The 26,799-nt window shown below is 56.9% G+C and carries 26 protein-coding genes and 2 tRNA genes; 20 read left to right on the top strand and 8 right to left on the bottom strand.

Translation table 11 applies throughout. From position 1 onward, the window contains the following. Positions 1 to 210 precede the first annotated feature (210 nt). The 3 genes from ACQ4N7_RS27370 to ACQ4N7_RS27360 all read left to right on the top strand — a co-directional run bounded on the left by ACQ4N7_RS27370 (position 211) and on the right by ACQ4N7_RS27360 (position 1,004). The gene (locus tag ACQ4N7_RS27370; protein WP_026072917.1) at positions 211 to 438 is read left to right on the top strand and encodes a DNA-directed RNA polymerase subunit omega; all 228 of its coding nucleotides are present in this window, start codon (positions 211 to 213) and stop codon (positions 436 to 438) included. Between the two features lie 33 nt (positions 439 to 471). Continuing rightward, positions 472 to 840, top strand: coding sequence for a DUF1818 family protein (locus ACQ4N7_RS27365; RefSeq protein ID WP_430714604.1), 369 nt, complete (start codon positions 472 to 474; stop codon positions 838 to 840). A 90-nt stretch (positions 841 to 930) separates the two neighbouring features. Next, positions 931 to 1,004: transfer RNA gene (locus ACQ4N7_RS27360), tRNA-Pro, on the top strand. 176 nt (positions 1,005 to 1,180) lie between these two features. Here the strand turns inward: ACQ4N7_RS27360 and ACQ4N7_RS27355 are convergent. Continuing rightward, positions 1,181 to 1,966, bottom strand: coding sequence for an RNA polymerase sigma factor SigF (locus ACQ4N7_RS27355; protein WP_430714603.1), 786 nt, complete (start codon positions 1,964 to 1,966; stop codon positions 1,181 to 1,183). A gap of 334 nt (positions 1,967 to 2,300) precedes the next feature. Between ACQ4N7_RS27355 and ACQ4N7_RS27350 the strand changes: the two genes are divergently transcribed. Continuing rightward, the gene (locus tag ACQ4N7_RS27350) at positions 2,301 to 3,023 is read left to right on the top strand and encodes an HAD family hydrolase (RefSeq protein WP_430714602.1); all 723 of its coding nucleotides are present in this window, start codon (positions 2,301 to 2,303) and stop codon (positions 3,021 to 3,023) included. Positions 3,024 to 3,208: 185 nt separating this feature from the next. On the opposite strand, the gene ACQ4N7_RS27345 is transcribed toward ACQ4N7_RS27350, so the two are convergent. The 4 genes from ACQ4N7_RS27345 to ACQ4N7_RS27330 form a co-directional block, all read right to left on the bottom strand. After that, positions 3,209 to 3,772: an NUDIX hydrolase gene (locus tag ACQ4N7_RS27345; RefSeq protein ID WP_430714601.1), complete on the bottom strand. Its 564-nt coding sequence runs from the start codon at positions 3,770 to 3,772 to the stop codon at positions 3,209 to 3,211. Between the two features lie 64 nt (positions 3,773 to 3,836). Beyond that, positions 3,837 to 4,340, bottom strand: coding sequence for a 2-amino-4-hydroxy-6-hydroxymethyldihydropteridine diphosphokinase (gene folK / locus ACQ4N7_RS27340; protein ID WP_430714600.1), 504 nt, complete (start codon positions 4,338 to 4,340; stop codon positions 3,837 to 3,839). A 3-nt stretch (positions 4,341 to 4,343) separates the two neighbouring features. Then, positions 4,344 to 4,664, bottom strand: coding sequence for a thioredoxin (gene trxA, locus ACQ4N7_RS27335; protein ID WP_430714599.1), 321 nt, complete (start codon positions 4,662 to 4,664; stop codon positions 4,344 to 4,346). A 328-nt stretch (positions 4,665 to 4,992) separates the two neighbouring features. Then, positions 4,993 to 5,853: an alpha/beta fold hydrolase gene (locus ACQ4N7_RS27330; RefSeq protein ID WP_430714598.1), complete on the bottom strand. Its 861-nt coding sequence runs from the start codon at positions 5,851 to 5,853 to the stop codon at positions 4,993 to 4,995. Between the two features lie 226 nt (positions 5,854 to 6,079). On the opposite strand from ACQ4N7_RS27330, the gene ACQ4N7_RS27325 reads away from it, so the two are divergent. From ACQ4N7_RS27325 to ACQ4N7_RS27300, 6 genes are all read left to right on the top strand, one after another. Next, complete coding sequence (locus ACQ4N7_RS27325) at positions 6,080 to 6,853, top strand: DUF1350 family protein (RefSeq protein ID WP_430714607.1); 774 nt, start codon at positions 6,080 to 6,082, stop codon at positions 6,851 to 6,853. A 129-nt stretch (positions 6,854 to 6,982) separates the two neighbouring features. Next, entirely contained in the window at positions 6,983 to 7,408 is a 426-nt protein-coding gene (locus tag ACQ4N7_RS27320) for an ATP-binding protein (RefSeq protein WP_430714597.1), read from the top strand. Between the two features lie 28 nt (positions 7,409 to 7,436). Beyond that, positions 7,437 to 8,246, top strand: coding sequence for a TIGR00297 family protein (locus tag ACQ4N7_RS27315; protein ID WP_430714596.1), 810 nt, complete (start codon positions 7,437 to 7,439; stop codon positions 8,244 to 8,246). 376 nt (positions 8,247 to 8,622) lie between these two features. Further along, positions 8,623 to 8,823, top strand: coding sequence for a hypothetical protein (locus tag ACQ4N7_RS27310; RefSeq protein WP_430714595.1), 201 nt, complete (start codon positions 8,623 to 8,625; stop codon positions 8,821 to 8,823). 348 nt (positions 8,824 to 9,171) lie between these two features. Beyond that, positions 9,172 to 11,709, top strand: a complete 2,538-nt coding sequence (locus tag ACQ4N7_RS27305) for a putative bifunctional diguanylate cyclase/phosphodiesterase (RefSeq protein ID WP_430714594.1) — start codon at positions 9,172 to 9,174, stop codon at positions 11,707 to 11,709. A gap of 273 nt (positions 11,710 to 11,982) precedes the next feature. Next, positions 11,983 to 12,351: a thioredoxin family protein gene (locus ACQ4N7_RS27300; RefSeq protein ID WP_430714593.1), complete on the top strand. Its 369-nt coding sequence runs from the start codon at positions 11,983 to 11,985 to the stop codon at positions 12,349 to 12,351. Positions 12,352 to 12,433: 82 nt separating this feature from the next. On the opposite strand, the gene ribD is transcribed toward ACQ4N7_RS27300, so the two are convergent. Then, on the bottom strand, positions 12,434 to 13,567 hold the full coding sequence (gene ribD, locus ACQ4N7_RS27295) for a bifunctional diaminohydroxyphosphoribosylaminopyrimidine deaminase/5-amino-6-(5-phosphoribosylamino)uracil reductase RibD (protein WP_430714606.1): 1,134 nt from the start codon (positions 13,565 to 13,567) through the stop codon (positions 12,434 to 12,436). Between the two features lie 159 nt (positions 13,568 to 13,726). Here ribD and ACQ4N7_RS27290 point away from each other — a divergent pair, with 159 nt between their 5' ends. The 3 genes from ACQ4N7_RS27290 (at position 13,727) to ACQ4N7_RS27280 (ending at position 17,335) form a co-directional block, all read left to right on the top strand. Further along, complete coding sequence (locus tag ACQ4N7_RS27290; protein WP_430714592.1) at positions 13,727 to 14,884, top strand: DegT/DnrJ/EryC1/StrS family aminotransferase; 1,158 nt, start codon at positions 13,727 to 13,729, stop codon at positions 14,882 to 14,884. A gap of 279 nt (positions 14,885 to 15,163) precedes the next feature. After that, entirely contained in the window at positions 15,164 to 16,882 is a 1,719-nt protein-coding gene (locus ACQ4N7_RS27285) for an ABC1 kinase family protein (RefSeq protein WP_430714591.1), read from the top strand. Between the two features lie 90 nt (positions 16,883 to 16,972). After that, complete coding sequence (locus ACQ4N7_RS27280) at positions 16,973 to 17,335, top strand: hypothetical protein (protein ID WP_430714590.1); 363 nt, start codon at positions 16,973 to 16,975, stop codon at positions 17,333 to 17,335. 89 nt (positions 17,336 to 17,424) lie between these two features. On the opposite strand, the gene ACQ4N7_RS27275 is transcribed toward ACQ4N7_RS27280, so the two are convergent. Then, positions 17,425 to 19,188 (bottom strand): sensor histidine kinase, encoded by a 1,764-nt coding sequence (locus ACQ4N7_RS27275; protein WP_430714589.1) that lies wholly within the window; start codon positions 19,186 to 19,188, stop codon positions 17,425 to 17,427. A gap of 150 nt (positions 19,189 to 19,338) precedes the next feature. Between ACQ4N7_RS27275 and ACQ4N7_RS27270 the strand changes: the two genes are divergently transcribed. Then, positions 19,339 to 21,252: an EamA family transporter gene (locus tag ACQ4N7_RS27270; protein WP_430714588.1), complete on the top strand. Its 1,914-nt coding sequence runs from the start codon at positions 19,339 to 19,341 to the stop codon at positions 21,250 to 21,252. 11 nt (positions 21,253 to 21,263) lie between these two features. Here ACQ4N7_RS27270 and ACQ4N7_RS27265 read toward each other — a convergent pair. Continuing rightward, positions 21,264 to 21,350 (bottom strand) — tRNA-Ser (locus ACQ4N7_RS27265). Positions 21,351 to 21,547: 197 nt separating this feature from the next. Here ACQ4N7_RS27265 and ACQ4N7_RS27260 point away from each other — a divergent pair. The 6 genes from ACQ4N7_RS27260 to ACQ4N7_RS27235 all read left to right on the top strand — a co-directional run bounded on the left by ACQ4N7_RS27260 (position 21,548) and on the right by ACQ4N7_RS27235 (position 26,782). Next, entirely contained in the window at positions 21,548 to 21,916 is a 369-nt protein-coding gene (locus tag ACQ4N7_RS27260; protein ID WP_106868503.1) for a 2Fe-2S iron-sulfur cluster-binding protein, read from the top strand. A 52-nt stretch (positions 21,917 to 21,968) separates the two neighbouring features. Further along, positions 21,969 to 22,802: an inositol monophosphatase family protein gene (locus ACQ4N7_RS27255; protein ID WP_430714587.1), complete on the top strand. Its 834-nt coding sequence runs from the start codon at positions 21,969 to 21,971 to the stop codon at positions 22,800 to 22,802. Positions 22,803 to 22,946: 144 nt separating this feature from the next. Continuing rightward, entirely contained in the window at positions 22,947 to 23,903 is a 957-nt protein-coding gene (locus ACQ4N7_RS27250; RefSeq protein ID WP_430714586.1) for a J domain-containing protein, read from the top strand. Beyond that, on the top strand, positions 23,903 to 25,165 hold the full coding sequence (locus ACQ4N7_RS27245) for an ATP phosphoribosyltransferase regulatory subunit (RefSeq protein ID WP_430714605.1): 1,263 nt from the start codon (positions 23,903 to 23,905) through the stop codon (positions 25,163 to 25,165). The genes ACQ4N7_RS27250 and ACQ4N7_RS27245 overlap by 1 nt, the downstream gene beginning before the upstream one ends. Positions 25,166 to 25,293: 128 nt before the next feature. Further along, a complete protein-coding gene (locus ACQ4N7_RS27240; protein WP_430714585.1) occupies positions 25,294 to 25,521 on the top strand; it encodes an indolepyruvate ferredoxin oxidoreductase subunit alpha in 228 nt (75 codons plus the stop codon). 163 nt (positions 25,522 to 25,684) lie between these two features. Then, positions 25,685 to 26,782 carry a sensor histidine kinase gene (locus ACQ4N7_RS27235; RefSeq protein WP_430714584.1) on the top strand — a complete coding sequence of 366 codons (1,098 nt, stop codon included), beginning with the start codon at positions 25,685 to 25,687 and terminating at the stop codon, positions 26,780 to 26,782. The last annotated feature ends 17 nt before the right edge of the window (positions 26,783 to 26,799 follow it).

Genomic DNA, 26,799 nt, shown 5'->3' with positions numbered 1-26,799 from the left:
ACTCGGGGTGGGTTTGGGGAACCGTAGCAGGGGATGGAGGAGAAAGATGCATAGAGCCTAAGGAAAAGATGAATCAGCCTGAAACTCTAGCATCTTCAGCCTTCCTTGAGAATGAAATGGCCCTGGAAGATAGCACCTACCAACTCTGTATCTGAGTGACACCTGAAATTCTTGGTAATATGGAGGCTTGAGTTATTCATTCAGGTTGTTATGGTTAAGCGCTCTCCCTTTGACAGCACCCAAGTTATGCGACGTACCGAGGACCTGATTCGGGCTGCCTCCAACCGCTATCGCATTACGGTACAGGTAGCTAACCGTGCCCAACGGCGGCGCTTTGAAGATTTTGAAAACTACGAAGACCCCAAGATGAAACCGGTACTGCGCGCCATCATTGAGATGTCTGACGAGCTGACCCAGCCTGAGATTATTGGCGAATAGGCTCGAGGGATTGCCTGTCTTCGTGGATCAGCCGTGAATCAGCGGTTTACTAAAGAAGGTGATGGGTGGCGGCTCGGTTGGGACGCCACTGCGTCCTGCTATAAGGGGCTGCTGGGAGGCGAAGCCTGGGCAGTCGAGCTAACCGAGGCCGAGTTTCAAACCTTTCGCCGGTTGGTGCTGGACATTAGCCAGACGATGGGGGCGATCGCATCCGAGCTAATGGAGGCGGAGCGCATCACCTGCGAAGCCGAGGCCGACGATCTTTGGCTAGAGGCCGAAGGATTTCCTGACGCCTACAGCCTTAGATTTGTGTTGGCCTCAGGTCGTGGCTGTGAGGGCAAATGGGATACCGTCGCTGCTCAACACGTCGTACAGGCCATTCAGCATCTAGCGCTGTTTTAGCACCGCGGCAGACCAAAGACTGATTTCTCAGATTTTTCAGAGATTTACCCTAACTCTGTGGTACTCTAGGTAAGCACAATTCAAAAAGACCGGGGCGTAGCGCAGCTTGGTAGCGCACCACTTTGGGGTAGTGGGGGTCGTGGGTTCAAATCCCGCCGCTCCGATATATAAAAAGCCTTGCCAGTCGGCAAGGCTTTTTGTTTTTCAATGTCTATACTCGCAGGCTTGGAAAGCTACGGCTGTGGCCAAGCATTGCCCCCTCAAACACATCGCTGCAGGAAGTCCATTCAAACTCCCTGCAGCGATACTCTTGTACATTAAACGGCAGGCTATATGGGCTCTAAGGATCGATACTCAGCTCTTGGGGCTGCAGGAATGCAATCATCTCATCTACCCCACGCTGAATGCGGCGGGTAACGGTCATCGGGCTAACCCCAATTTTCTCAGCCACTTCTTTACGAGACAATCCTTTGAAGAATACAAACTCAATGGCGGTACGAGTCTTGCCCTCAAGCTGATTTAGAGCACGCTGAATTTGTTGGCGATCTTCCTCTAGCGCCTGCATGAGTTGGTAATGAGTATCCGGAAGGGTTTCGCCGAGAGTAATATTGGAGTCAACCTGTTGGCAGACGGTAGCATCGAGGCTAAGGGGCAAACGGTTTTTGTGAGCCATCTTCACTTCCCGCCATTCTTTGACCGATACATCTAAGGCCTCAGCCATTTCGTGGTCGCTAGGATTGCGGCCCAGGCTGCGCATCAATTCCATCTGAAGTTTCTGAGACTCTTTCTGGAGATCTTGCCAGCGCCGGGGAATCTTAACGGTAGTGCCGCGATCGCGCAGGAAGTGCAGCATCTCACCCCGAATGTAGGGAACGGCAAAAGAGCTAAAAGCACAGCCCTGACCAGGGTTGAACCGCTCAATGGCTCGAATCAGGCCGATGTAGCCAATTTGCTCCAGATCTTCATAGGGTTCAGAACACTGGTGGCTGACCCGATGAGCAATTTTACGAACCAGACCAGCATTGAGTTGTACTAGCCTGTTGCGTAACTGTACAGAGGGAGACTGCTTGTACTGCATCAGCAGTTCCATGCCACGGGAGCGAATTGTCGAAGTTTGGGTAGCCATATCTGCGGGTGTCCTTACGAGAGCGGGTTCGCTGAGAACTGAATCTATTCTCGGGATTGACACCGGCATTCACCATCGTTGATCTACGGTACTCCGGCGAAGGCCAAGCGGAAATCTCCGTAGTTTTACGGGGTAGCCACAAGCTCAGCAGAGCGAGATTTAGCCTCTCGAAGCCGGTGACGCCCCCTCTAGCGTTATGCTGATAATCCTCTCAATCAATCCTTAAAAGCCCAGCCCAAGGGGACTAACGCGGTGTTCTAGAGTTGCCAAAACCGGGCTAAGCTAACAGATATGAACGCATGTTGCATCTCTTAATATCTCTTTGGCTGGGTTAATGGCTTTAAAGGCAGTTTTATTAGACTTTAACGGCCTCATCATCAACGACGAGGCTATCCACGAACGGCTCATTGAGGAGTTGCTCCTAGAAGAGAATCTCCGGCCAAATCCGCAAGACCTAGAAGAGTGCTGCCTAGGACGGTCTGATGCCGCCTGTCTCAGTGATTTGCTGGCTCGTCAAGGGCGTGTGGTGTCAGACACTTACCTAGAAAAATTGCTTAATCGAAAAGCTGCCCGCTACCTGGAGGTACTGGCCGGACTAAATCCGCTACCGTTGTACCCTGGCCTTGACGACTTGATTTACCAAATTCGCGCAGCGCAACTTAAGCTAGCGATTGTGTCAGGAGCCCGTCGTAGCGAAATTGAAACTGTGCTGTCCCTGGTCCATTGGGGTGAGCACGTAGGGCTAATTATTTCAGCCGATGATCTTGCACCTGGAGTTAGCAAGCCTGCCCCCGATGGGTATTTACTAGCGATCGAGCGCCTCAATCAGCAGTTTGGTGACCTAGCCCTGTGCCCTGCCAATTGCCTAGCTGTTGAAGATTCTTTCGCCGGCATCGAAGCCGCCAAGCGTGCCGGAGTGCCTGTACTCGGAGTTGCCCACACCTATCCCTACCAAATGATTCATCGCCGAGCTACCTGGGTTATCGACCACCTTTATGAACTCAACCTAGATTGGTTGAACCCGTATTACAGCTTGGAGACCAACAAGCCTAATTAGGTTATCAAAAAGCTGTGAAATGACGCATCGTAGCCCTGACAGATTGATGCCCTGACAGATTGATATAGAAAACTGCCGTATGGATAGGATGCCTGCAAAACGTTCTATCTATACGAAATTTTGGCTATTACCACGAAAGACCGCTGTTTCGGTGTTCTGATATTTGGTTCTGATGTTTGAACACCCTATAGTGCCGCCAGCTTTTCTAAATAGGGTTTGACCAGATAGAAGCTAGCAATTGACTTGGCGTCTACTGCTTCTCCGGCCACAATGGTTTTTTCTAGCTGAGCGGGAGTAAACAGAACAACCTCTATATCTTCGTCAGCGTCGGCCTCGGGAGGGGACTCAATAGGTTCTAGATCGGTGGCCAGAAAGGCATAAATAATTTCGTCAGAATAGCCAGGAGCCAGGGGAAAGTTGCCAATGGGCAGCCAGGTTTGAGCGGTGTAGCCAATCTCTTCCTGAATTTCTCGACGAATGGTGTCGGCAGGAGCTTCTTCAGCTTCGATAGTGCCGGCTGGAAACTCTAGCAACCGCCCCTGCAAAGCAAAACGGTACTGGCGTACCATTATTAACTCACCTGCGGCGGTAACGGGTACGGCTAGTGCACCACCGGGATGGCGGATACATTCCCAGTCACCCTCAGCTCGGTTGGGCAATCGCAGCCGGTTGACCTCAAAATTAAATTTACGGCCCTCGTAGAATAGGCGCTGCTTCAGCAGTTGGGGAGGCTCTTGACCAAGCGGCATAGGAAAGGGCTCAAAAAGGGCACAAATGATCACCCCATTGTAGTGTTATCTTAGGCCGTCTAATTTAGGGCTGGTGAAGGATAGTACTAAGGCGCTTGACTCCAGCTAGGTCAAGCGCATCGCAAAGGTGTTGGACCGATTGACCGCTGACGGGGTCAATCCAACCGGGGGCTATCTCAGCTAGAGGAACGAGCACAAAGGCACGTTCTCTCAGCCTAGGGTGCGGAATGTGCAAGTTTGGCTCAGTGAGACAAGTCTGACCATAGAAGATGAGGTCAAGATCAAGGGTGCGAGGACCCCACCGTTGGCGACGGACGCGGCCAAAGTCTTGTTCGATTTGCAGCAGCCAATTGAGTAGGTGCTGGGGCGACAGAGTGGTGTGGATTAGGGCGCAGGCGTTTAGAATATCGGGTTGGGCCGGGCCAATGGGCACGGTTTGATAAACGCTAGACTGAGCTACCAGATCTACGGTGGGTGGGTTGTGGAGAGCAACCAGGGCCGCCCGGAGAATGTGCTGAGAGTCACCCAGGTTGCTGCCTAGGGCGATCGCGCAGGGTACTGCCTTCATAGGCTAGCCCAGGTGGCGGCGAAGCCGGGCTACGAGTTGAGGGGCAGGCAGCACTCCTTCGATGCGATCGATGGGCTGTCCAGCCCTAAACAAAACCAGCGTAGGTAGAGCGGCTACCTGGTGCTGAGAGGCAATTTGAGGGTACTTATCGGTGTCAATTTTGACAATTTTGAGCTGGCCTTTGAGTTCGTTGTTGACCTGATTGAGGATGCCTGCCATCATTTGACAAGGCCCACACCAGGTAGCATAGAAATCGACCAAGACAGGAATCTGAGCCTCGGCCAAGAGATCTGAAAAACTTTGAAACTGCTGTTTGACGGCCATCACATCCTCCTTGAGTAAAGGCTTGTTGCTGAACCCACAGTGCAACCTATAGCCGCCACCATCGACGTTAGGATGCCTGCGGCGATCTGTAGACGACGGTTGTAGGCCAGTTCGCTGTTTTAGCTTTGGCTACACAGGCGGTGGTACCCCCTGATCGAACTGGACAACGCCATATTTCCCTAGCATAAACTCTGAATCTAGACTTCGATACCAAGTCAAGCGAAAGCTAGAATTGCCCCACCGGAAAGACTTCGCCGCTGAGCTTAGACTCAATTCGTTTTGCAGCTTGTGATTTAGCTGATGGCGTCACCTGTAGCCTTTGATCGGTTTATGGAACCATCTGACGCAAAAAGCTATCAAGGGCAGTGGCCACTTTTTCGGCCCAGTCTTCTTGGGCGTAATGGCCTACCTCATCTAAGGTTTGCAGTTCGCCGTTGGGAAGGGCTTGGACTGCGGATTCGGCCAAACTGACCGGTAGCCAGGGGTCACTTACCCCCCACAGGACCAGCGTGGGGTGGTCCCACTTAGACAGGTCAGCGGCGATCGCAGCGCTAACCTCATCTATAGCCATCCGACGGACTGTGGTCATCAAAGCCCGACCCACGTCTGAACTTTTCAGGAAGGGCCGCCGATAGACGTCTAAATCGGCGTCATCTATCTGGTAAGGGCCACCGCCCTCCAGGGTGCGATCGACCAGCAGCGGGTCTTGGGTGATCATGTCCCCGGCTAGAGGCAGACCCATCTGGCGAATTTTCCAGGGCAGCTTAGCGCCGGGACCAATGGGAGCATTGATCATAACCAGGCGATCGACTCGATCGGGATGCTGCAGGGCGTATTGAATACCGGCTGAGCCTAGAAAACCCTGGGCTACCAAGTGCACCTGAGATAGATTGAGGGCATCGAGAAAGGCACCCAAGGCCTCAACAAAAGCCCCAGGGGTGTAGGCAAAATCGCGGCGATCGGGCTTGTCTGAGCGACCGTGGCCAATCCAGTCGGGGGCAATGGTGTGAAACCCCTGCTGGGCTAGAACGGGCATGACCTGCCGCCAGCTGTAGCTCTGAGACACCAGACCGTGGAGCAAAATAACCGGCAGCCGGGATGAGGTACCGATGGGCTCATGCTCGCGATAGAACCAGGTCAAGCCGTTGACCGATATGGTGCGCTCTGCGATCGCATTCCCCTGCCCCATAGCTTTTCCCTCACTCGGCCCATCGAGCTTACCGCTCCACGGAAGCGGAAGGCAAGGCCAATTAGCGGTAGATGATCCTAGGCGCTTAGGCACAGGGGCGGCGATCGCGGCTCGGGTTGCCCATCCGAGTGGCAAACTGACTACAGTAATAGACAGACAACTAGACCAGGACAGGCTGCACTGGCTTGACCTAGTTTGATCTATGAGGACGCAGCTACAGGTCGTGATGAACTGGCAAGAAATATCTGGCAACTGGATTTTAGTTCCCCCCAACCCTGTGGCGATCGTGCATTTTCTGGGGGGAGCGTTTGTGGCGGCAGCCCCCAGCGTGACCTACCAGTGGCTGCTGGAAAACCTGGCTCGGCAGGGTTACGTCATCGTAGCGACTCCTTTTATCAATACCTTTGACCACACGGTCATTGCCCAGGAGGTGCTGGTTACGTTTGACCAGGCGATGCGCTACCTGGACAAGCGCGTGCTGACTAACTACGGCAGCCTGCCTATTTACGGGTTAGGGCACAGCATGGGTTGCAAAGTACACCTGCTGATTAACTGCCTTTGGGATGTGGAGCGGATCGGCAATATCTATATGAGCTTTAACAACTACCCGGCCCGGCGTTCGATCCCTTTTTTGGAGCAGGCCGCGCAGTTTAGCCCAGCGTTCAACGTCGAGTTTACCCCCGACCCAGAGACCACGCTAGCCCTGGTGCGCGATCGCTACCCGGTAGCGCACAACCTGCTAATTAAATTTCGCAGTGACACCCTCGATCAGACCCGTCCCCTCTCAGAGGTGCTGGTGCGGCGCTTTGCAGAACGAACTACCGTACAACTGCTACAGGGTTCTCACACGACACCCATTGCCCAGGAGTTTGGCTGGCAACCTGGGGCATCGTTTAGCCCCCTCGATGCGCTGGGGCAATTTGTGCAGCAGGAATTTTACCGAGACCTCGGCCGTCTCCGCCGCAATCTGCTGGCCTGGCTCAGTACCCCACCCGATTGACTTGAGATTGAATCGAGCTCGAGTCGTGCCTCAAAGCACACAAAGATGTAAAACTCTTTGCTTCAAGGCTTTTGCCAGGATGAGCTTCAGCCTATGATGCAGAGGTGAGCGATCTAGCCATAGCCTGCTTTGACCTACCAGCACACCAGCCAGATTGAAACCCAAACTGACCCTACGGCCCTAAAGTCGGTACTGGCGTGGTTCGATCAGTTTCAGACTGCGCCAATTCCGCACAACATCTGGCTGCAGTGCCAGCTGGCGCTGATCGAGGGCTTTACCAACGCCGTGCGCCATGCCCATGCCGGGCTACCCCTAGCCACCCCCGTACGTATTGAGGTGGCGGTGAGCGATCGCACCATCGATATCCGCATCTGGGATCAGGGCCCAGGCTTTGATTTGTCCTCAATGTTGCGCCACAAAATTACGGTCAACAACCCAGACTCAGAGAGCGGGCGAGGGCTTAAAATTATGTACCTGGTGGCCGATCGCTTAACCTATGAACCTGGCCCTGAGCAGAGTAACTGCTTACACTTGCACAAGTCCTTTGCCATTTAGACTAGGAGCAAGGCCTACGAGGTAGTCTATGACGTTGTCTGTGGCGGTCATCTCTCCAGTGCTCTTGGCTCCTCAGGCAACAGGGTGGCTGACTGGCGCACTGGTCAATACAGCGCTGCTCGCGATCGCCTGGGTTCTGCCCAAAAAGCTGCTCACTCCAGCCGGGTACCTCCACGCCTGGGTACTGGGGGTAATCGTGTGGGGCGGCCTGGGCTGGCGAGGTTACCTCGTGGTGATGGCCTACTTTTTGGCCGGTTCAGCTATCACCCGTCTGGGCCAGCAGCGCAAAGAAGAGGCGGGCATTGCCGAGGGGCGATCGGGGGTAAGGGGGCCAGAAAACGTTTGGGGGTCGGCCTTAGCCGCCGCCGTTTGCGCGATCGCGATCGCCGTTGTGGGGGCCGCTGCCACCCCGGCCAGCCAGCAGCTGTGGCTACCGCTACTGGCCCTGGCCTACGTCAGCAGCCTCAGCACCAAACTTTCCGACACCACCGCCAGCGAAGTGGGCAAAGCTTACGGGCAGCACACCTTTCTCATCACCTCACTCAAACCCGTACCCGCCGGTACCGAAGGGGCCATCAGCCTTGAGGGCACCCTGGCCGGTATCGGGGGGTCAGCGGTTATAGCGCTAGTTGGCTGGGGGGTAAGGCTAATCAACCCCTGGGCCATCGGACTCTGCCTGGTGGCTGCTTTTTTAGCCACTACTTTAGAAAGCCTAATTGGCGCTACGCTCCAGCCCAAATTCGCTTGGCTAACCAACGAGGTCGTCAACGGCATTAATACTTCAATCGGCGCTGTTCTTGGCCTTTTACTGGGCCTAGTATTTGCCCAAATTGGCTAACACCAGGTTCGCCCGCCCAAATTCCGTAGGTTCACGGATGATTCGACCCGAGTTTTATCGGAAGCACTGCGTCAGCCGACGGTAGTTTTAGCTATGTTTGCCAGCGTCAGGAAAGTTTCAGCAAAATTTACAAAATCATGACAGTTCCTCCTTAAGTAAACCTGAAAATTCCGTAAATTCTCGTAACACAAAGTTCCGTGGGTCCCCTGTCGATGGTCCTAATCAGCTTCAGCCTTAATGGATACAGGCTTCACTGGTTAAACCTTGGCCCGCATCTCAGCCCTGGTCAAAGAATGCCTGGTCGTTCAATGTTGTTTAGGGAGCGTCTACCCTCAGGCTTGACCCAGTCAGTTCTGAGGCCACAACGATACATCTTATGCAAACCCCACTGGGACACACTGCTCGTTCCTACTACTCGGTTCTCGCCATTGGAACACTATCGCTAACGGTTATGGTGATTTTTCAGGCGTTTGGCATGCAATCGATAGCCAGCGCCAAAAGTCGGGATGAGTTTCCAGGCCGCCGCCAGGGCGGCGGTACTCACTGGATCATGCCAGAGCCAACGGCAGCACAATAATGGTGTAGCCTCTCCTGAGGCTGAGAAAGTAGGGAAAGACCAATTGACTAGAACCATAAAAACTCAGCACAGTGGCGGCAGATTCGGGTCTCGAGTCTGCCGCCACTGTTTTTAAACCCAAGCCAAAATAAGCTCTGGGTATGACCACAGCCCAATAAGAAAGCTATCACTCTGGCCCAAGAACCTTTCAGCTGGGCATGCTTAACAGCAGTCCTCTATCCCTAGTGAACGCTCCAGATTGCTCTAGGAGAGTGCTTCAGAGATAGAGGATACTGGGTGTGCTACCTGAGACATTCTCCGTCGTTTAGTTTCTTGTCTTTTGAAGGCCCAGCAATTGTGAAGGCGACGATGATTAACAGAGTAAGCCACCGACTGCGCCGTAGCGTGATACCTCAGGTGCTCCACTGGTGGGGAGTTACGCCCCTAACCACTGGCGGCAAAATTGTGCTGTTGGCAAGCCTGCTGGCTAGCGCCATGGTTACGGGTGTAAAGCTACTGAACGTTCTAGAGCCAGCGGAACTGTTTTTATTTGATCAACTGGTGCGGTCGCGCCCCAGTCAGGGGCTTGACCCCCGTATGACCATCGTGGGCATTACCGAGGCCGATATTCGCCAGTACGGCTGGCCCCTCAGTGATGAACTGCTGGCGGAGGTGCTCCAAACTCTTCAAGCTCAAAACCCCAAAGTTGTTGGCTTAGATCTTTACCGCAGCACTCTGCGTCCACCAGGATCGAGCGACTTGGTAGAGTCTCTGTCAGCACCAAATCTCGTTGCCATCATGAACGTAGGCAGTACTCAGGGACAGGGTGAAGTGCCCGCTCCTCCTACAGTCGAGCCAGCGCGGGTAGGATTCAACGATTTTCCCACCGATTCCGACGGCGTAATTCGTCGCAATTTAGTCTTCGTGCGCAGCCCTGAGGGGGGCTACTACTCCTTTGCCCTGCGAGTGGTCATGGCCTACCAAGGCTACGCGTCTGACGTCCTACGAGCGGAGGCAAACCACTTATTTTTGGGCGATCGCGCCATTCGAGTGCTTTCGGCTCGCGACGGCGGTTACCAAAATGTTGACAGCCGCGGCTATCAAATTTTGCTGCGCTACCACACCGATCAAATGCCGGCCCGCCACCTCTCCATTAGCCAGGTCCTCAGCGGTCAGTTCGACCCCGCCTGGATCAACGGCAAAATTGTCCTGATTGGCACCACCGCTGCCAGTCTTAAAGACCGCTTTTACACCCCATTCAGCTTCAACCAAGACAAAGAGCTAACCATGCCTGGGGTAGTTATCCACGGGCAAATGATTCGACAGCTGCTAGACATCGTTACCGGGCAGCCCGCCCACTACAGGTTTTTGCCTCCCTGGGCCGAGGGGCTCTGGCTCTGGGGCTGGTGTCTGGCGGCTGGCGGACTGGTCTGGACTGTCAAAGGCCCCAGCGGCCTGCTGCTGTCCAGCGGTCTACTGATTGGGGGGGTGGGGGCAGGCGGGTGGCTGGCCGTCAACGGGCTGGTTTGGCTACCCATAGCTGAACCAGCCACCGGGATTGTAGCCGCAATGGCGGTGGTGCTGGCCTACAAGCTGCTTTACCGTACCACCCACGATTCCCTGACGGGCCTGCCCAACCGCGAAGCATTCATAGGTACAATTCAGCAGGCTCTCTACTACCGCCAGAGTACTGAGCAGCCTGTGATTGTGGCCTTCATGGGCATCGATCGCTTTAAGGTAATTAACGAAAGTCTGGGCCATCAAGTGGGCGACGAAGTGCTACAGCTGATGGCTCAGCGGCTGGTGCAGCACATGCCACCCGAGGCCCAGGTGGCCAGAGTTGGGGGCGACGAGTTTGCGCTCCTGCTGACCCATTTAGACAGCACTGCCGCCGGAGAGCTCATGGATCGGCTGCAGTATGCCCTCTCAGAGCCACTCACCCTGCACGGCCAAAAATTGCCCAGCACCCTCAGCATTGGCATGGCGATTAGCCAACCTGGCCTACAGCACAAGCCCGCCGACCTGCTGCGCGATGCCCATACAGCTATGTACCGAGCAAAGGCCCTGGGCAAGACGCGGTTTGAAATATTTGCTGCCGGTATGCTTACCGAAGCTGTCAATCGACTTCAGCTTGAAAGCGACTTGCTCAGTGCCCTCGACAATCACGAATTTTTGCTGTATTACCAGCCCATTATCAATCTCAAAACCGGAGACCTGGCCGGATTTGAGGCTCTAGTACGGTGGCACCAGAAAGATCGGGGGTTTGTGCTGCCCAGCGCCTTTATTCCGGCGGCGGAAGAAACCGGGCTGATCATGGCTTTGGGCCAGTGGATTTTTCGCGAGGCCTGTCGGCAGCTGCACCACTGGCACAATCAGTTTCCCCACTATCGCCACCTGACCATGAGCATTAATCTATCTAATCGACAGTTCGGGCAGCCCGACTTAATCCATCAAATCGAGGCTGCCCTGCAAGAAACTCAGGTGGATGGACACTGTGTACGACTAGAAATTACCGAGAGCATGGTGATGGGCGATGTCGATGCCGCTATTGACCTGATGCTGAAGCTCAAATCCCTTGACCTGAAGCTGGCCATCGATGACTTTGGCACCGGCTACTCCTCGCTCAGCTACTTGCACCGCTTTCCAATGGATACGCTGAAGGTAGACAAATCCTTCGTGGGTCGCCTGGAGAAAAGCAATGAAGACCGGGCCATCATCAACACCATTTTGACCCTGGGGCAAAAGCTGGGCATGGAAGTGGTAGCAGAGGGGGTAGAAACCGCCACCCAGGTAGCTATTCTGCGACAGGAGGGGTGCGACTATGGTCAGGGCTATTTCTTTGCCAAACCACTACCCGCCGCCAGTGCTCTAGAACTACTTCAGCAGCATCAGCCGATGGAATGCTAAGGTTGGGCGGGCGATCGCAGAGGGGCATACCCCACCGCTAGCTGCACCACAATATTCACAGTTGGCCGCTACCACCAGTATGCTCTGGCCAGGAACCGTGTTAGGGATTTGGCACAATCCTTGATCCTGCCCATTAACTTCCATTCTCAACTGGTCTACAATGATCCCAATAGCAACCACGAATATTTTCGAATTCCCTTCAAACGTTAAAGTTATCTGCGGGTGCTGTTAGGGCGCTCCGGATGGTTAGTCAAGCTCTTTTTTATATAGTCAATGTCAATGTCTGTTGGCGAAGCTACCTTTAGAGCAGCTGTACTTGAGTCTGAACTGCCTGTGCTAGTTCATTTCTGGGCTCCTTGGTGTGGGCTCTGTAAAATGATTACTCCGGTTCTACAGAGCTTTCAGAGCGAATGGCAAGATCACGTGCGGCTGATTGACATCAATGCCGACGAAAACCTGCGGTTGGCCAACACCTACCGCCTCTCCAATTTGCCCACCCTGCTGCTGTTTGACCAGGGGGAGGTTTACCAGCGTATTGAATCCTTCCGCGGCAAGGACGACCTGCGGCTAGCGCTAGACGCCTTCATGCGCAACCGAGAGCTTGTCTACGACATTCCTCGACTGGTACGCATTTACCCTTAGGCCCAATAAATTCTACGTCAGCCTAACAGCTCACCTGAAAAACTGCGGTGAGGACCGTAGAGCAGTATCCTGACGTAAAGCGCTAGGCCGACTCTGAAAAGCGTAAATAGGCTTCCAAAAGTAGGTCGTTTCCTAAGGTGCGCCAGGTGATGCGATCTAGAGCCAGGGCCTGGTCCATCTGCTGAATGCCTAGATCGCCAACCGGGCCGGGAGCATTCGCGCCACCGACGAGCTTAGGCGCGACAAATGCCCATAGCTTATCAATTACGCCATCTTTGATGGCCTCGGCCGCCAGCAAGCCACCGCACTCCCACAATACGGCGGCGCAGCCCCGTTGATAAAGCTGTTCAGTGACGAGGCGGGGGGTCAACGCAGGCAGCACTGTTACCTCCACCCCCAGAGCCGTCAACAGCTGTTGGCGCTCTGGGTCAGCTTCGGAGGCGGTAAAAACCACCGTGGGGGCATCTTTGGTTTGCCACAGGTTGGCCTGAGCGGGAAGATCGAGACGGCGGCTCATGACGACCCGCAGCGGATTGTGGGCACTGTAGCCGTGGCTGGTCAGCCGGGGATTGTCGCGACGGACGGTATTGCCGCCAACAACAACAGCATCGCAGGTGGCGCGCAGCTGATGGACGGCGGCCCGAGCCACTGGACCCGTGACCCAGGCACTATGGCCACTGGTAGCCGCAATTTTGCCGTCCAGGGTCATGGCGTATTTCAGCAGCCCGAGGGGTCGCTGGTGAGTGACGCGCTGCACAAACGCTTCATTCAGGCGCTGGCAAGCGGCTTCTTCTACCCCAACCTCTACCTCAATACCAGCCTGGCGCAAGCGCTCAATGCCTGAGCCTGAGACCCTGGGGTCAGGGTCAACCATACCCACCACCACCCGACTCAGGCCAGCCCGAATCACCGCCTCGGTGCAAGGAGGAGTGCGCCCAGTATGGTTACAGGGCTCTAGGTTGACATAGAGAGTTGCCCCTCTGGCGCGATCGCCTGCTTGAGCCAGGGCAAACACCTCAGCATGGGGCTGCCCAGCCCCTGGGTGAAAGCCTTCTCCGACAACGATGCCAGCGTTTAATACAACACAGCCAACCATTGGATTGGGGGCCGTTTGACCAGCCGCCAGGCTGGCCAGTTCTAAACAGCGCCGCATCCAGCGGGCAGGGTCATTCTGAGCAAAAAGTTTTGGAGGGGAAAGGTCTTGGGGAGAGCCCAAGGGGAGAGGAAAAATAGGCAGATCAGTCACGGAAATCTCCTGGGCTAGCGAGGCTATGGCTAGAGGTAACGGGCCAGCGACAACCTCGATGCCGCCTCAGGCCCGATGCAGTCTTGGGGTAGGGTAAACTAGGCCTATCCACTAGGTGAGTGTGAGCGAGTGAGTGTAATTCCTCCTGTTGATCTTACGGAGCAGTTTCGAACAATTCAATCTGATGTAAATGCTGCCGTGGCTGAGGTGCTGGCCTCTGGACAATACATCAACGGGCCAATTGTCGAAACCTTTGCCCAGTCCTTTGGTGACTATGTAGGCTCAGAGCATTGCATTGTGTGCAATTCTGGCACCGATGCCCTCTATCTAGCGCTGCGGGCTTTGAACATAGGCTCTGGCGACGAGGTTATTACCTCACCCTTTACCTTTATTGCGACGGCGGAAGCGATTAGCGCAGTGGGGGCTAAGCCGGTTTTTGTCGATATTGACCCCAGCACGTTTAACTTAGACGTAACCAAAATTGAAGCGGTTATTGGCGATCGCACCCGAGCGATTATGCCCGTGCACCTGTTTGGTCGGCCCGTCGATATGGGGCCAGTGATGGATCTAGCCGCTCGCTACGAGCTGATAGTTATTGAGGACTGCGCCCAGGCGACTGGCGCTGAGTGGATGGGGCAGCAGGTAGGTAGCATTGGGCATGTCGGCTGCTTCAGCTTTTTTCCCACCAAAAATCTGGGGGGCTGCGGCGATGGGGGAGCGCTAACCACCAACGACGAAACCCTCGCCGCCACCGCCCGCATGCTGTCTGAGCACGGCAGTCGAGTCAAGTATCACCACGAAGCGATTGGCGTCAACAGCCGCCTGGATTCGGTGCAGGCCGCCATTTTAGCGGTTAAGCTGCGCCACCTCGATACCTGGAACCAGCGGCGGACTCAGGTGGCCGATCGCTATCATACCCTTCTAGATTCGGTGGCCGAGGTGGTGCGTCCGCTGCCGGTGACCTTTGGCCGCTCGGTCTGGAACCAGTACACCCTGCGACTGCCTCAAGCCACCGCTGAAGGACAGGAGCGCAACCAGTTGCAGCAGCTGATGCGCGAAGCGGGGGTAATCTGCATGGTCTATTACCCCCTGCCTCTGCATCTGCAGCCGGTCTACAGCCATCTGGGCTACCAACCGGGAGATCTGCCTCAGGCTGACGCCGCCGCCCATCAGGTGCTGTCGCTACCGATGTTTCCAGAATTGGGAGAAGCGGCCCAGGTTCAGGTCGTACAGACGCTCAAGGACTGCCTGACCAAGGTAGGGCTCAAGACCGCGCAGTATTGCTAGCGTTGGTCTGAGACAAGTCGGCCAAGCGCTGAGCGAAAGCCTTCACACCAAAAACCTGGCTTAACAGCGGCCAAAATTGCGTCAGAATTGTTTGTAGTTTTCTATACTATATTTAAGGTAGATTAACCCAATTTAGGGGTTTTCGATCGCCGCTTGCCGCCACGCCCTTCTGACCTGTTGCTGGGGCCTGTTGTCGGTAGCTGTTGGCCAGCGATAGCCCCGCCGATTAGGGCAGCACCGCACAGTGATGTAACCGTGACGTAAGGGGCAATTGGCGCAGTGGCAGCGATAGATCCAGCTTTATTGGGCACCTACGACGCAGCGGCGATCGCCCGCCACTTTCGCTGGCGGCTGGGCAGCTTGGGCTGGCGAGTTTTGCAAATTTTGTGGTGGTTGGGCACCTTCGTACTGGGCCTACAGAGCGATCGCTGGCTGGGGCGCGAGGCCCAAAATCGTCCCCGCCGGGCTGCCCAGCTGCGTCAGGTGCTGACCAATTTAGGGCCAACCTTTATCAAAGTGGGCCAGGCCCTTTCAACCCGACCCGACCTGGTGCGGCAAGATTTTCTCGATGAGCTGACCAAGCTCCAGGACCAGCTGCCGCCCTTTCCCACCGCTGAGGCGATGGCGATTATCGAGGCAGAGCTAGACTACAGCCCTCAAGAAATTTTTAGTAATCTATCGCCCTTGCCGGTAGCGGCAGCGAGCCTGGGGCAGGTGTACCGGGGACGGCTGTTCTCGGGCGAAGAGGTGGCGGTTAAAGTGCAGCGGCCCAACCTGCGCCCGGTGCTGTGTCGCGACCTTTACCTGATGCGCTGGGCAGCGGGCTGGCTGGGGCGGTTTTTGCCTCTCAACCTGGGGCACGACCTCACCCTAATCGTGGATGAATTTGGCACCAAACTGTTTGAAGAAATTGACTACCTCAACGAGGGCCGCAATGCCGAGCGGTTTGCGGCTAATTTTAAGGACGACAGTACCGTTAAGGTACCCGTAATTTACTGGCCCTACTGCAGCCAGCGGGTGCTTACCCTGGAATGGATTGACGGCTGCAAGCTCACCGATATGGCGTCGCTGCAGAGGGACAATCTTGACCCCGATCAGCTGATCGAGATTGGCGTCACCGCCGGGCTGCGACAGCTGCTCGAGTTTGGGTTCTTCCACGCTGACCCCCACCCCGGCAACCTGTTTGCCCTAGCCGATGGCCGGATGGCCTACATCGACTTCGGCATGATGGATCAGCTCGATCAGGTGACTAAAGAAACCCTGGTCGACGCTGTCGTGCACCTGATCAACCAGGATTTTGACAGTCTGGGGCGAGACTTTGTCAAGCTGGGCTTTTTGACCTCTGATACCGACCTCGGCCCGATTGTGCCCGCTCTAAATCGAGTGCTGGGCGATGCCCTAGGGGCAAAGGTTAGCGACTTCAACTTTAAAACCGTTACCGATCAGTTTTCGGAGCTGATGTATGAGTACCCATTTCGGGTACCGGCTAAGTTTGCCCTGATCATTCGCTCCCTGGTGACCCAGGAGGGCTTGGCCCTGAGCCTCAACCCCAATTTTAAGATCATTAACGTAGCCTACCCCTACGTCGCCCGTCGGCTGCTGCTGGGCGAAACCCCGGCCCTCAGGCAGCGGCTGCTTGAGGTGCTGTTTCAAGACGGACAGCTGCAGTGGGATCGGCTGGAGAACATGCTGGCGATCGCCCGTGGCGATGATGGGTTTGACCTGTTGCCAACGGCTGGCCTGGGTATTCGCTATCTAATGTCTGAGGAGGGTGCTCACCTCCGCGAGATGATTGTGCTGGCTCTGACCGAGGACGACCGTCTGCACACCCAGGAGGTACAGCGACTGTGGGCCCTGGTTAAAGACGAAATAACGTTTGACAAGGTGCTGGGGGTGGCCTGGGGAGCCCTAACCAACTATTCCCTAGAGCGAGCTGAACAGCTCGTGCCAGCGGTAGGCGACCTGCGCCAGGTGCTGCAATCTCAGGCCGCAGGTTGATTTAGGTTTACGTTGTTTACCTGTCGGTTTGGGGGCAGCTCTCCCCTATAATCAGGGGAAGTAAATTATTGTTTCGTTTTTCTTAGGCCTGTGTACCCACAACCGCCCTACGTTTTGTTTCTAGCTGGATTTTTGGCTGCGGTGGCTTCGGGCTATGCCTTTAGCACTACGTTGCAGCAGTCAGTTGCTGAGTGGAACAGCAAGCGCTCTACCCGCATTTTGGCTACTATGCGAGGGCCGCAGCTACAGATTCCCTTTTTCGGCATCTGTGCCGGAGTCTGCGTGTTTTTGGCCTCTGGCATTGAGCTGTTTGGGTTCTCGGCCAAAGCCGCCTACGCCATGGGAGTGCCGATGACCCTGCTCAGCGGCCTGCTGATCTGGTCACAGCTGGGCAAGATTTTGCTGCTGATTGAGGAAGGTGGCTCTAAAGCGCTTGATTTGGATGCTTTTTAGCCCGCTCAGGTGCAGTAGTCAGCGCCCGTGGGGCTAGGGACAGCCCAAGCATCTGTCGATCTTGTCGATGTTGCCAGTAGACCTGGGCGCTAGGCTGGGCCAGCCAGGGGCAGCGTAACCGTCACTTCGGTGCCAGCGGCGTTGGAGGTAATCAACAGCTGCCCCTGGTGAGCTTCTACAATCCGCTTGGTGATGGCCAACCCCAAACCGTTGCCTGAGGCCCTGGTGGTGAAAAAAGGCTGGGTCAGCTTGGGCAGCAGCTCGGGCGCGATCGGTTCGCCGTCGTTGTGAATGCTAATGGCTACCTGTCCAGCGACCGGAGGCTGCACGGCCCAGGTGATGGTGCCAGTGGCGGGGCAGGCGTCGCGGGCGTTGGTCAGCAGGTTGATAAAGACCTGCTTGAGCTTGTCGCGATCGCCCCTGATGTTGACAGCGTAGGGAAGGGTTCGCAAAGCCAAAGGCGGCGACTGAACGCTTACACCGGCCTCTAACGTGGTGGCCAAATGCTGCACCAGGGCATTGATTTCAATCGGTTCTGGCACCAGGGCCGGATCGCGAGAATACATGAGAATGCTGTTGAGCAGCTTTTGCAGTCGCTCAGACTCTTCTAGGGCCAGCTCAAGGCGAGTTTGAAAGCGGTCGGGAAGATCGAGCGATCGAAACGAATTGAGCCCCAGCAGTACCGTCGTCAGCGGGCTGCGCACCTCATGGACAATCATGGCGGCCAGTTCGCCAATTTCGGCTAGGCGAGCCTGGGCCGCTTCGGAGGCCTTGCGATCGCGAATATCGCGAGCCAGAGCCAGCCCGTAGCGATCGCCGCCCAAATCCAGCAGTCCCAGGCGCACCTCGACCGGAAAGCCGCTGCCGTCTTTACGCTGGTGCCAGCCTTCGAGCGTCTGGGGCAAGCCCGGCTTGAGCTGCCGCCAGATAGCCTCAAAATCGGCCTGACTGTAGGTGGTTTGAATGTCGGTCACCGCTAGAGTCAGCAGCTCATCGCGGCTGTAGCCCAGGCTGTCGCAGGCGTTTTGGTTGACATCGCGCACCTGGCCAGCGGCATCTACCACAAAAAAGGCATCCACGGCCTGCTCAACTAAGGTGCGAAATCGAGTTTCGCTCTGCTTGCGGGTCGCCACCGCGGCAGTAATCTGGCCAAACATCTGCTCAAACGCCGCAATTACATCGCCTAGCTCATCGGCGCAGGCGTAGGGCAGCGAGGCAAAGGCCAGGGTTTGAGTATCGCAGTCGTCGCCAATGGCCTGACCGGCGGTAATTAAATCCTGCCGCAGCAGCATAATCGGCTGAATCAGCAGTCGCCGCAGCACCACCAGGGTAGCCCCGGTCACAAACACCGAAATAATCACGATCAGCCCGGTAATGCGACCAATGAAGGCAAAGAACTCTCGCTGCACACCGCTGGCATCGTGGCGCACAATCAGCACGTAGCGATCGCGCAGCGGCGGCATGTCCCAGGGGGCGTCGTAGCGCTGCTGGCGACGGTAGTAGCGATCGGGCGGCCAGCCCTGCTGGCTTTCGGCCAGAGTGAGCTGAGGCGCTTCGCCAAAGCGGCCTACCTGGATACCGTCCTGGTCATAGATAGCCCCGCCTAGAACGACCTGGTTGGTTTGCAGCCCCTGCAGATAGTCAATCAGCATCTCGTCCTGGAGATTGGCCAGGGTAGCGGCATCCAGCCGACCCAGAGCCTGGGCGGTAGACAGCGATCGCAGGTAGTTCAGCAGTTCCCGTTCGCGCCGCATCACGGAGGGAACTAAAATAACAATCTCGATGGTGACAATGCTCAAAAATACCCAGTAGGCAATGCGCTTAGAGAGCCTGGCCGTTAAAAATTCACCCATCGATTGCAGCTTCAAACTTGGCCAGACCATCCTAAATGTGGCTCTACTAGAGATCTTTTTGAATTTTTTGAGCACAATACTAGCATTCACGACGGCGCGGCCCTGCTGCCACCCGCCGTTGTAGTCGATGACGCATCCTGAGAGACACCCATGGGGCCCTCCGACCATCTACCTGATTCCTCTGCTGCCCAGCCCGCCCCCCCGTCGGCTGAAGCCGTTTTGCGGGTTCTGGGCCACGACCTGGAGGCCCTGCGTCATCAAGTTACTGGCTACCTATCAGACGACATTACCCAGCTGCAGGCCAAAAAGCAGCGGCTGATGGCCGATATTGAGGCCCTTGAGGGAGACTATGAAGCCCTGCGGGGGCAGCACCAGCAGCTCCAAACCACCTACGCAGAAGGCCTTTCTCAACAGCAGATTGCCCAGCAGCAGGCCTGGGCCAAGCGCTTGGCGGTGGCGCTAGCGACCCACCTCCAGGGACGCCTAGAGGCCGCCCTGGCCAACGCCCATCCCCATGCCCTGCAAACTTCGTCCCCTCGTTCAGACGCGATCGCCCCTTCAACGACCGCTATCCAGGGGCTGGCCGCTTTAGACGCAACGATTCAGAACACCCTGACATCGCTACAGCAAGATTTGACCAGCTACCACAGCAGCCTCTCTCAGCAAATTAACCGGATGCAGAGCGCCGAGCAGCAGGGAGAGGCCATTTTAGAAGCCCTTGTGGCCCGACTCAGCCAGCAGCTCCAGGGCCAGATGGTTACCCCTCCGGCTCCTCACAACGGCTACGGGGCTCCACCTGCTGGCAGTAGTGCCGAAGCGGGACCCGCTCTACCGCCAAGCACCTACCGTGGCCCTCAGCCCAGCCTGGGAGCAGAGGGATCTGAGGCATACCCCAATCCAGCGCTACCGACCGCCGCCGGTCTCGCCCGAGCCCCTCGAACGCGCGCGCGCAGCCAACCCCAGGCTCGGCCCTCAGCAACTGGTCCGACCAAGGCTGTCATTTCTGAGGCGGGCAGTTTTCCGACCCAGGCCCAGCTTCAGATGGGGCTGCTGATGGTAGTGCTCTCGACTCTGGCCCTGTCGCTGCACAACGTCATCGTTGGCATTATTGGCTACGGTGGTCAGGTTTTAGGCCGCATTCCAGTTGAGGAGGTGCTGCCGCTAACGATTCCTAACTCGCTGCTGCTGCTGTGGTTGCGCATGGTGGTGGTCGTGCCCCTGCTGGCCCTGGTAGCGCCGCGCCTCTACCCTCGAGTGGGGACCGACCTACAGCAGCTTTTTCAAAATAGCGATCGCCGCCCCCTGATGCAGGTGATAGCTAGCGGTGGCTTTTTGTTTTTGTCACAGGTGTTGATTTACAAAGCCATTGCCGATGTTGGCCCTGGGGTAGCCGTAACCCTGCTGTTTATGTACCCGCTCATTACGGTGCCTCTGGCCTGGTTTTTGTTCGGCGATCGCCCTACCCCCCTGCGGCTGGTGGTCATGTTTGCCATTAGCATGGGCATTGTGTTTACGGCCCTCCCCCGAATCTACAGCGACATTACCGGCAGCGGCGTATCGCTGTGGGGAGTTGGGGCAGCGCTGCTGGCCAGCGTCGCTTTTGCGCTCTTTCTCATCGCTATGCAGCTGAGCTTTAAGCGGCTGCATCCGGTATCGGTGAGCCTGCTGCAGTTTTCGACCATTTTTATTCTCACCAGCCTAATTTTGATTGTGGGCTCTTTCTTTGGGCTTGACCCCGGCGAACCTAACCAGCCCGTCAGGCTTTACGTTGGGGCCGGGCTGCTCGGCCTGCTAACTCTGCTGGGATATCTGTTCAACAATTACGGCGTCAAGCTGCTGGGGGCTTCCCAGGCGTCGATTGTGGCCGCCAGTGGGCCAGTTGTCACGGCGCTCTTGGCCTATTTCATTACCCCAGGTGAAAAATCGACCCTGCTGTTTATTCAGTGGATGGGCGTCATTTTGGTCACCCTAGGGGTGATTTCGCTCAGCCTAGAGCGATTGGCCCATCAGCGCCGCCAGGCCCGACGTAGCGCGGTGCCAGCCAACACAGGGCAGTGGCATTAGCCCAATAAAAACGGAGAGAGAGGGATTCGAACCCTCGTTAGAGTCACCCCTAAACAGCATTTCCAGTGCTGCGCCTTCAACCGCTCGGCCATCTCTCCAGGGGGCGGTTTATCACCGCTGAGAGGCTATCGTAGCAAACAATGGGGCGCGATAACAGAGGCAGAGCCGGATTCTAGGATTCAAGTAGGCTCATTTTGCCCAGAGGCAATGTTTCGTGCGAGCATGGGAAAGGCGGGTTGAGGGGCGATCGCCCTATTTCACCCCTGCCACCGCCCTAATGCCACCGCTAACCTCCATGGCTCGCACCCACACCGTCACCGTTCACCATCGCCAGACCGGGCGCATCTACACCGTAGAGGTGCCCGAAGACCGCTACATTCTCCAGTCGGCTGAGAGCCAGGGGGTAGAACTGCCCTTTGCCTGCCGCAACGGGGCCTGCACCACCTGTGCTGTGCGCCTGCTGGAGGGCGAGGTCGACCAACCTGAGGCCATGGGGCTTTCGCCTGATTTACGTCGCCAAGGTTACGCCCTGCTGTGCGTTAGCTATCCCCGCAGCGCCATTCAGGCCGAAACCCAGGACGAGGACGAGGTGTACGAACTGCAGTTTGGCCGCTATTTTGGCAAGGGCAAAGTGCGTATGGGCCTACCGCTTGAGGACGATTAGCGGTCTGCTCGGTCGTACCCTAACGCTTGCTAAATCTTTTCATCCATCTTCTATGTCCCTGCCCTCTGAGTCTAATTTACAGCGGTGGCTCGACAGCGCCACCGAAGCCGCCCTGGCCGCCGGAGCCGTGCTTCAGCACTACTGGGGCAACCTGACCAGCATTGATGAAAAGGGGCGATCGGGCGACTTGGTGACTGAGGCCGATCGCGGGGCCGAGGCGGCCGTAATGGCCGTACTGGAGCGGCACCTGCCCGCCGATCACGGCGTCTTAGCCGAAGAATCTGGGGTGATTAGAGGTCGTGAGGCCAGCCTGCTGTGGGCGATTGACCCCTTAGATGGCACCACCAACTACACCCACCAGTACCCCTTTTGCGCGGTTTCTATCGGTCTGCTGGCCGAGGGGGAGCCCGTGCTGGGTGTCATCTATGACCCCATCCACAACGACTTATTTCGGGCGGCGACTGGGCTCGGGGCCAGCCTTAACCGTCGCCCCATTCACGTCTCGAAAACCGATCGCCTGGCCCAAAGCCTGCTGGTAACGGGGTTTGCCTACGATCGCCGCGAGACCCCCGACAACAACTATGCCGAATTTTGCCACTTCACCCACCTGACCCAGGGCGTGCGCCGAGGCGGGTCGGCGGCCATTGACCTCGCCTACGTGGCCTGCGGGCGGCTCGACGGCTACTGGGAACGAGGGCTGGCCCCTTGGGATATTGCGGCAGGAATTGTTTTAGTGCGAGAAGCCGGCGGCAAAGTTACCGCCTACGATGGCAGCCCGATGGATGTTATATCTGGACGGCTGCTGGCCACCAACGGTCACCTTCACCAGGCCATGAGCAACACCCTGGGGCAGATTAAACCCCTGGCGCTGCCGCCGCTGGCCTAGGTTACACCGTCCCACCCCGGAGTTTAGCCAGACCTCTGCCAATAAAAACCGCCAAGGCTGGTTAAACTTAGGTTGGCTGGGTAGAGTGAAGAGTATTTCACCCGCAAGCGTACCTTCCCTAAGCCGTCCCTCCGGTAGATGACCATGAAACCAGATCAAGGGCTGTTTCAAGCTGACTTTGACGACCATCACGCGGTGCTGGGGGTACCCATTAGCGCCGATGCCAAAGCCGTGCGCAAGCGCTACCTAACCATTGCTCGCAAGCTGCACCCCGATAGCCTGTCGGGGGCTTCTTCTGTTGCCGAGGCCCAGCAGGCGAGCGAGATTCTCTCTAAGTTAGTCAACCCTGCCTACGAAGCGCTGAGCCAGGAGAAATCGAGCACTGAGCACGGGTTAATCCTCAAGCTCAAAGGTCAGACCCTGCGCCGTACAGGAACGGCTCCGGCAGTGACCTCGACGGCAGCCCAAGAATTGCTTAAAGCACCACACCTAGATGCCGCCTATCGCCAAGCGGTCAACGCCCTCGCCGTAGAGCAGTTTGATCGGCTAGAGCGACTCTCTGAAGTGATGGGTGCCCTCAGCGAGCTAAATCTGGTCTACCTATACCGCAGTACGACTAGCGATCGCACCTCGGCCAGTTCTCCCGCGACCCCTGCTCGCGCCGCCAGCCGGTCTCAATCGACCTCAGCGCAACCAGCTCCCCCCCCTTCGCCTCGCCAAAACCAGGCCGCTATCTTGGGCAGCTACGTCAATCGGGCTCAGGAGTACGAGATCAACAAAGACTACAGCCGCGCCATTCTAGAACTGCGAGAGGCCCTCAAGACCTACCCCAACGACGTCACCTGCCACAGCTATCTATCGTCGCTATACCTAAAGGCCGGTCAGGGCACTATGGCCCGCATCCACGCCAAACGGGCCCTTGAGATTGACGCCAACGATGAACGGGCTAAGGCTGTTCAGGCTCGAGTCGATCGAGCCTCTGGGACGGCTACAAGCGGCTCTAACACCGCTAGTGCAAAGGCTAATCCTAAATCGGCTGACAAAGGCACATCTGATAAAGGGGGCGGTTTCTTTGGTTTGTTTGGAGGCAAGAAAAAGTGATCACCTACCAACCCCCAGCCGGGGCGCGCGACCTGCTGCCCCTGGATGTCGCGCAAAAACACTGGATTGAAAATCGTCTGGAGCAGGTTTTTCAGCGCTGGGGCTACCACCGCATCATCACCTCTACCGTAGAGCAGATGGATACCCTGATGGCTGGCGGAGCCATCGACCAAGCCGCCGTCATCGAACTACAGCCTGTGGCCGGCAAGCGTTTAGGACTGCGGCCTGAGCTCACCGCATCAATCGCGCGTACCGCCGTTACCCGCTTAGCCAGAGTGACGTATCCCCAGCGGTTGTACTACAGCGCCAACGTCTTTCGCCAGGCCAACCAGGCCAGCCACGGTGGTCAGCAAGAATTTTATCAGGCGGGTGTAGAACTGTTGGGAGCCGGGGCCACGGTAGCCGATGCCGAGATTGTGCTGCTGCTGCTGGATTGTCTCTACAACCTTCACCTCGACTCCTGGTGCTTAATTTTAGGTGACGCGCAGCTGACCCAGGCGCTGCTGACCCCCTTTGATCCCGACCAGCGCCAGGCCGTGCGCCAGGCCCTGGCCACCCTCGACCGGGTGGCCCTAGCGGCCCTAGACCTATCTCCAGAGCTTCACCAGCATGCCCTCAACTTGCTGGACCTGCGGGGCCACCCTGAAGACGTTCTCCAGGCGCTTGGGCAGCTTTCCTTAGACGGCGATACTCAGACAGCGGTAGAGCGGCTCAAGTCGCTGGTCGCCCTATTGCGCGAGGTCACCCAGGCCGAAGAAAATAACCAACGGCTAGCCCCAGGCGACCATCGCTCCGCGCCTGCCCTAACCTTAGACCTGAGCCTGATTCAGCCCTTTGACTACTACACAGGTCTAGTGTTCGAAGTCGTCACCGGACCTGAGCAAGGGTGCCAGGTGTTGGGCCAGGGAGGCCGCTACGACAATTTGTTAGGAGTGTTTCAAGGCCAGGGTCAGGGGTTTCCGGGTATTGGGTTTGTGCTCAACATTGAGGCTTTGCATCAGACGCTGCTGCCCACGGGCCATCTGCCCCAAGATACGCCCCCTAGCGACTGGCTGGTAGTGCCCACGGTGCCCCAGGCGGCAGCAGCGGCCTTTACCTACGCCCAAACCCTGCGAGCCTCGGCCAGCCTGGTGCGGGCCGAGGTGCATTTGGCGATCGACGAAGCGCCCGCCGCCATTCGCGACCTGGCCCGCCAGCGCCACATTAGCCGCATCGCCTGGATTGGCCCCAGCGGGTTGCCAGATATCGAGGCCCTGAACTAACGTAGGGGATGGCTACCACCGTAACCCAATTCCTTGCGTAGAGAGGGTTACAGGCGGTGGTAGTCAAATCGTTCGCACGGGGAAACGGCTATTCCCTGTGTCCTGCTTTGTGCCTGTAAGGAGAAATTGTGGCCCACACCATTGTGACGAACGTCTGTGAGGGGGTAGCCGACTGTGTCGACGCCTGCCCAGTTGCCTGCATTCACGAAGGACCCGGCAAAAATGCTAAGGGTACTGACTGGTACTGGATTGACTTTTCCACCTGCATCGACTGCGGCATTTGCCTCCAGGTCTGCCCGGTGGAAGGGGCCATTTTGCCTGAGGAACAGCCCGATTTGCAAAACACGCCGACCTGAGAGCATTCCGCCCCAAGCACTGTCCTGATCCAGGCGGCGAATTCGATCCGCAGGGCGGGTCGCGGTGAGGGTTCGGATAGGTATTGCTCTGGAATACTCTAACCTGGTCTAGCCTATAGGTCTACCCGCCCCCTGTCCTGGGCTCAACCCGAAGTTTTTTGTTATGGCCAAAGTTAGCCTGCGCAGTCGCCTGTTTTTCTCTCACCTGGCAGTGATGGGAATTGGCATTTTGACTCTAGCCGTCATTGGCCGTCTCTATACTCCCCGGCTGTTTATCATTTCGCTGGAGCGCTACGAGAATGGAGTGCTCAGCGTGCAGCGGCGGACCCAGTTGGTCAAGGGTTTTGAGGCGGCCTGGAGCCGGGGTATGCTGTGGGCAATCTTAGTTGGCGGCGGCACGGCGGGAGGTCTGAGCTACTGGGTATCGCGACGAATTATTCGCCCCCTGGACCAAATGACCGAGGTGACGCGATCGTTCGCATCAGGTCGGCTAGACTCTCGCGTGCCGCCGTCAGAAATTTTAGAAATTCAGCGTTTGGCCAGCAGCTTTAACCGCATGGCTGCCGACCTAGAGGGTGTCGAGGAACACCGCCGCGAGTTAATTGGCGACCTTACCCATGAGCTACGCACGCCGCTAACCATCATCCACGGCTACCTGGAAGGACTGGCCGACGGCACCGTAACCCCTGAGCCTGAACTTTACCAACGATTGGCAGGGGAAACAACGCGCCTACAGCGCCTGGTAAACGACCTCCAGGAGCTTTCTAAGCTAGAGGCGGGCTATCTACCCATTCAAGCCCAAACCGTGGCCCTGTGCCCGCTGCTTACGGCGGTAGTGCATCCCTTTAGCGATCAGTTTGTCAGCGATCGGGTCGTTATTACCCTCCAGTGCCCGCCTGACCTGCCGCTTGTTCATGCTGATCCCGGCCGCATTGAGCAAATTGTGATCAATCTGCTGGGCAATGCGCTGCGCTATACCGAGAAGGGGTCGGTGACCGTAAATGCCTGGGCTCAGCCAGGGCGCGTTTACGTAAGCGTGGCCGACACCGGCATTGGGATCGCAGAGGAAGATGTGCCCTACGTGTTTGAGCGATTTTGGCGGGCCGATCGCTCCCGCAATCGCAACTCTGGGGGGACTGGCCTGGGTTTGACCATCTGTCGCCGCCTGGTGGAGGTGCAGGGGGGCAAGATCGAGGTTAAGAGCGCGCTGGGTCAGGGGAGTGAGTTTACCTTTTGGCTGCCCCAGGCGAAGGGGAGTTGAGGGGTGGGGGAGTAGGG

The sequence above is a fragment of the Nodosilinea sp. AN01ver1 genome (assembly GCF_050565655.1).
Lineage (GTDB): Bacteria > Cyanobacteriota > Cyanobacteriia > Phormidesmidales > Phormidesmidaceae > Nodosilinea.
The sequence above is the reverse complement of the archived record's forward strand: the minus strand, read 5'-3'. Positions and strand labels throughout refer to the sequence as shown.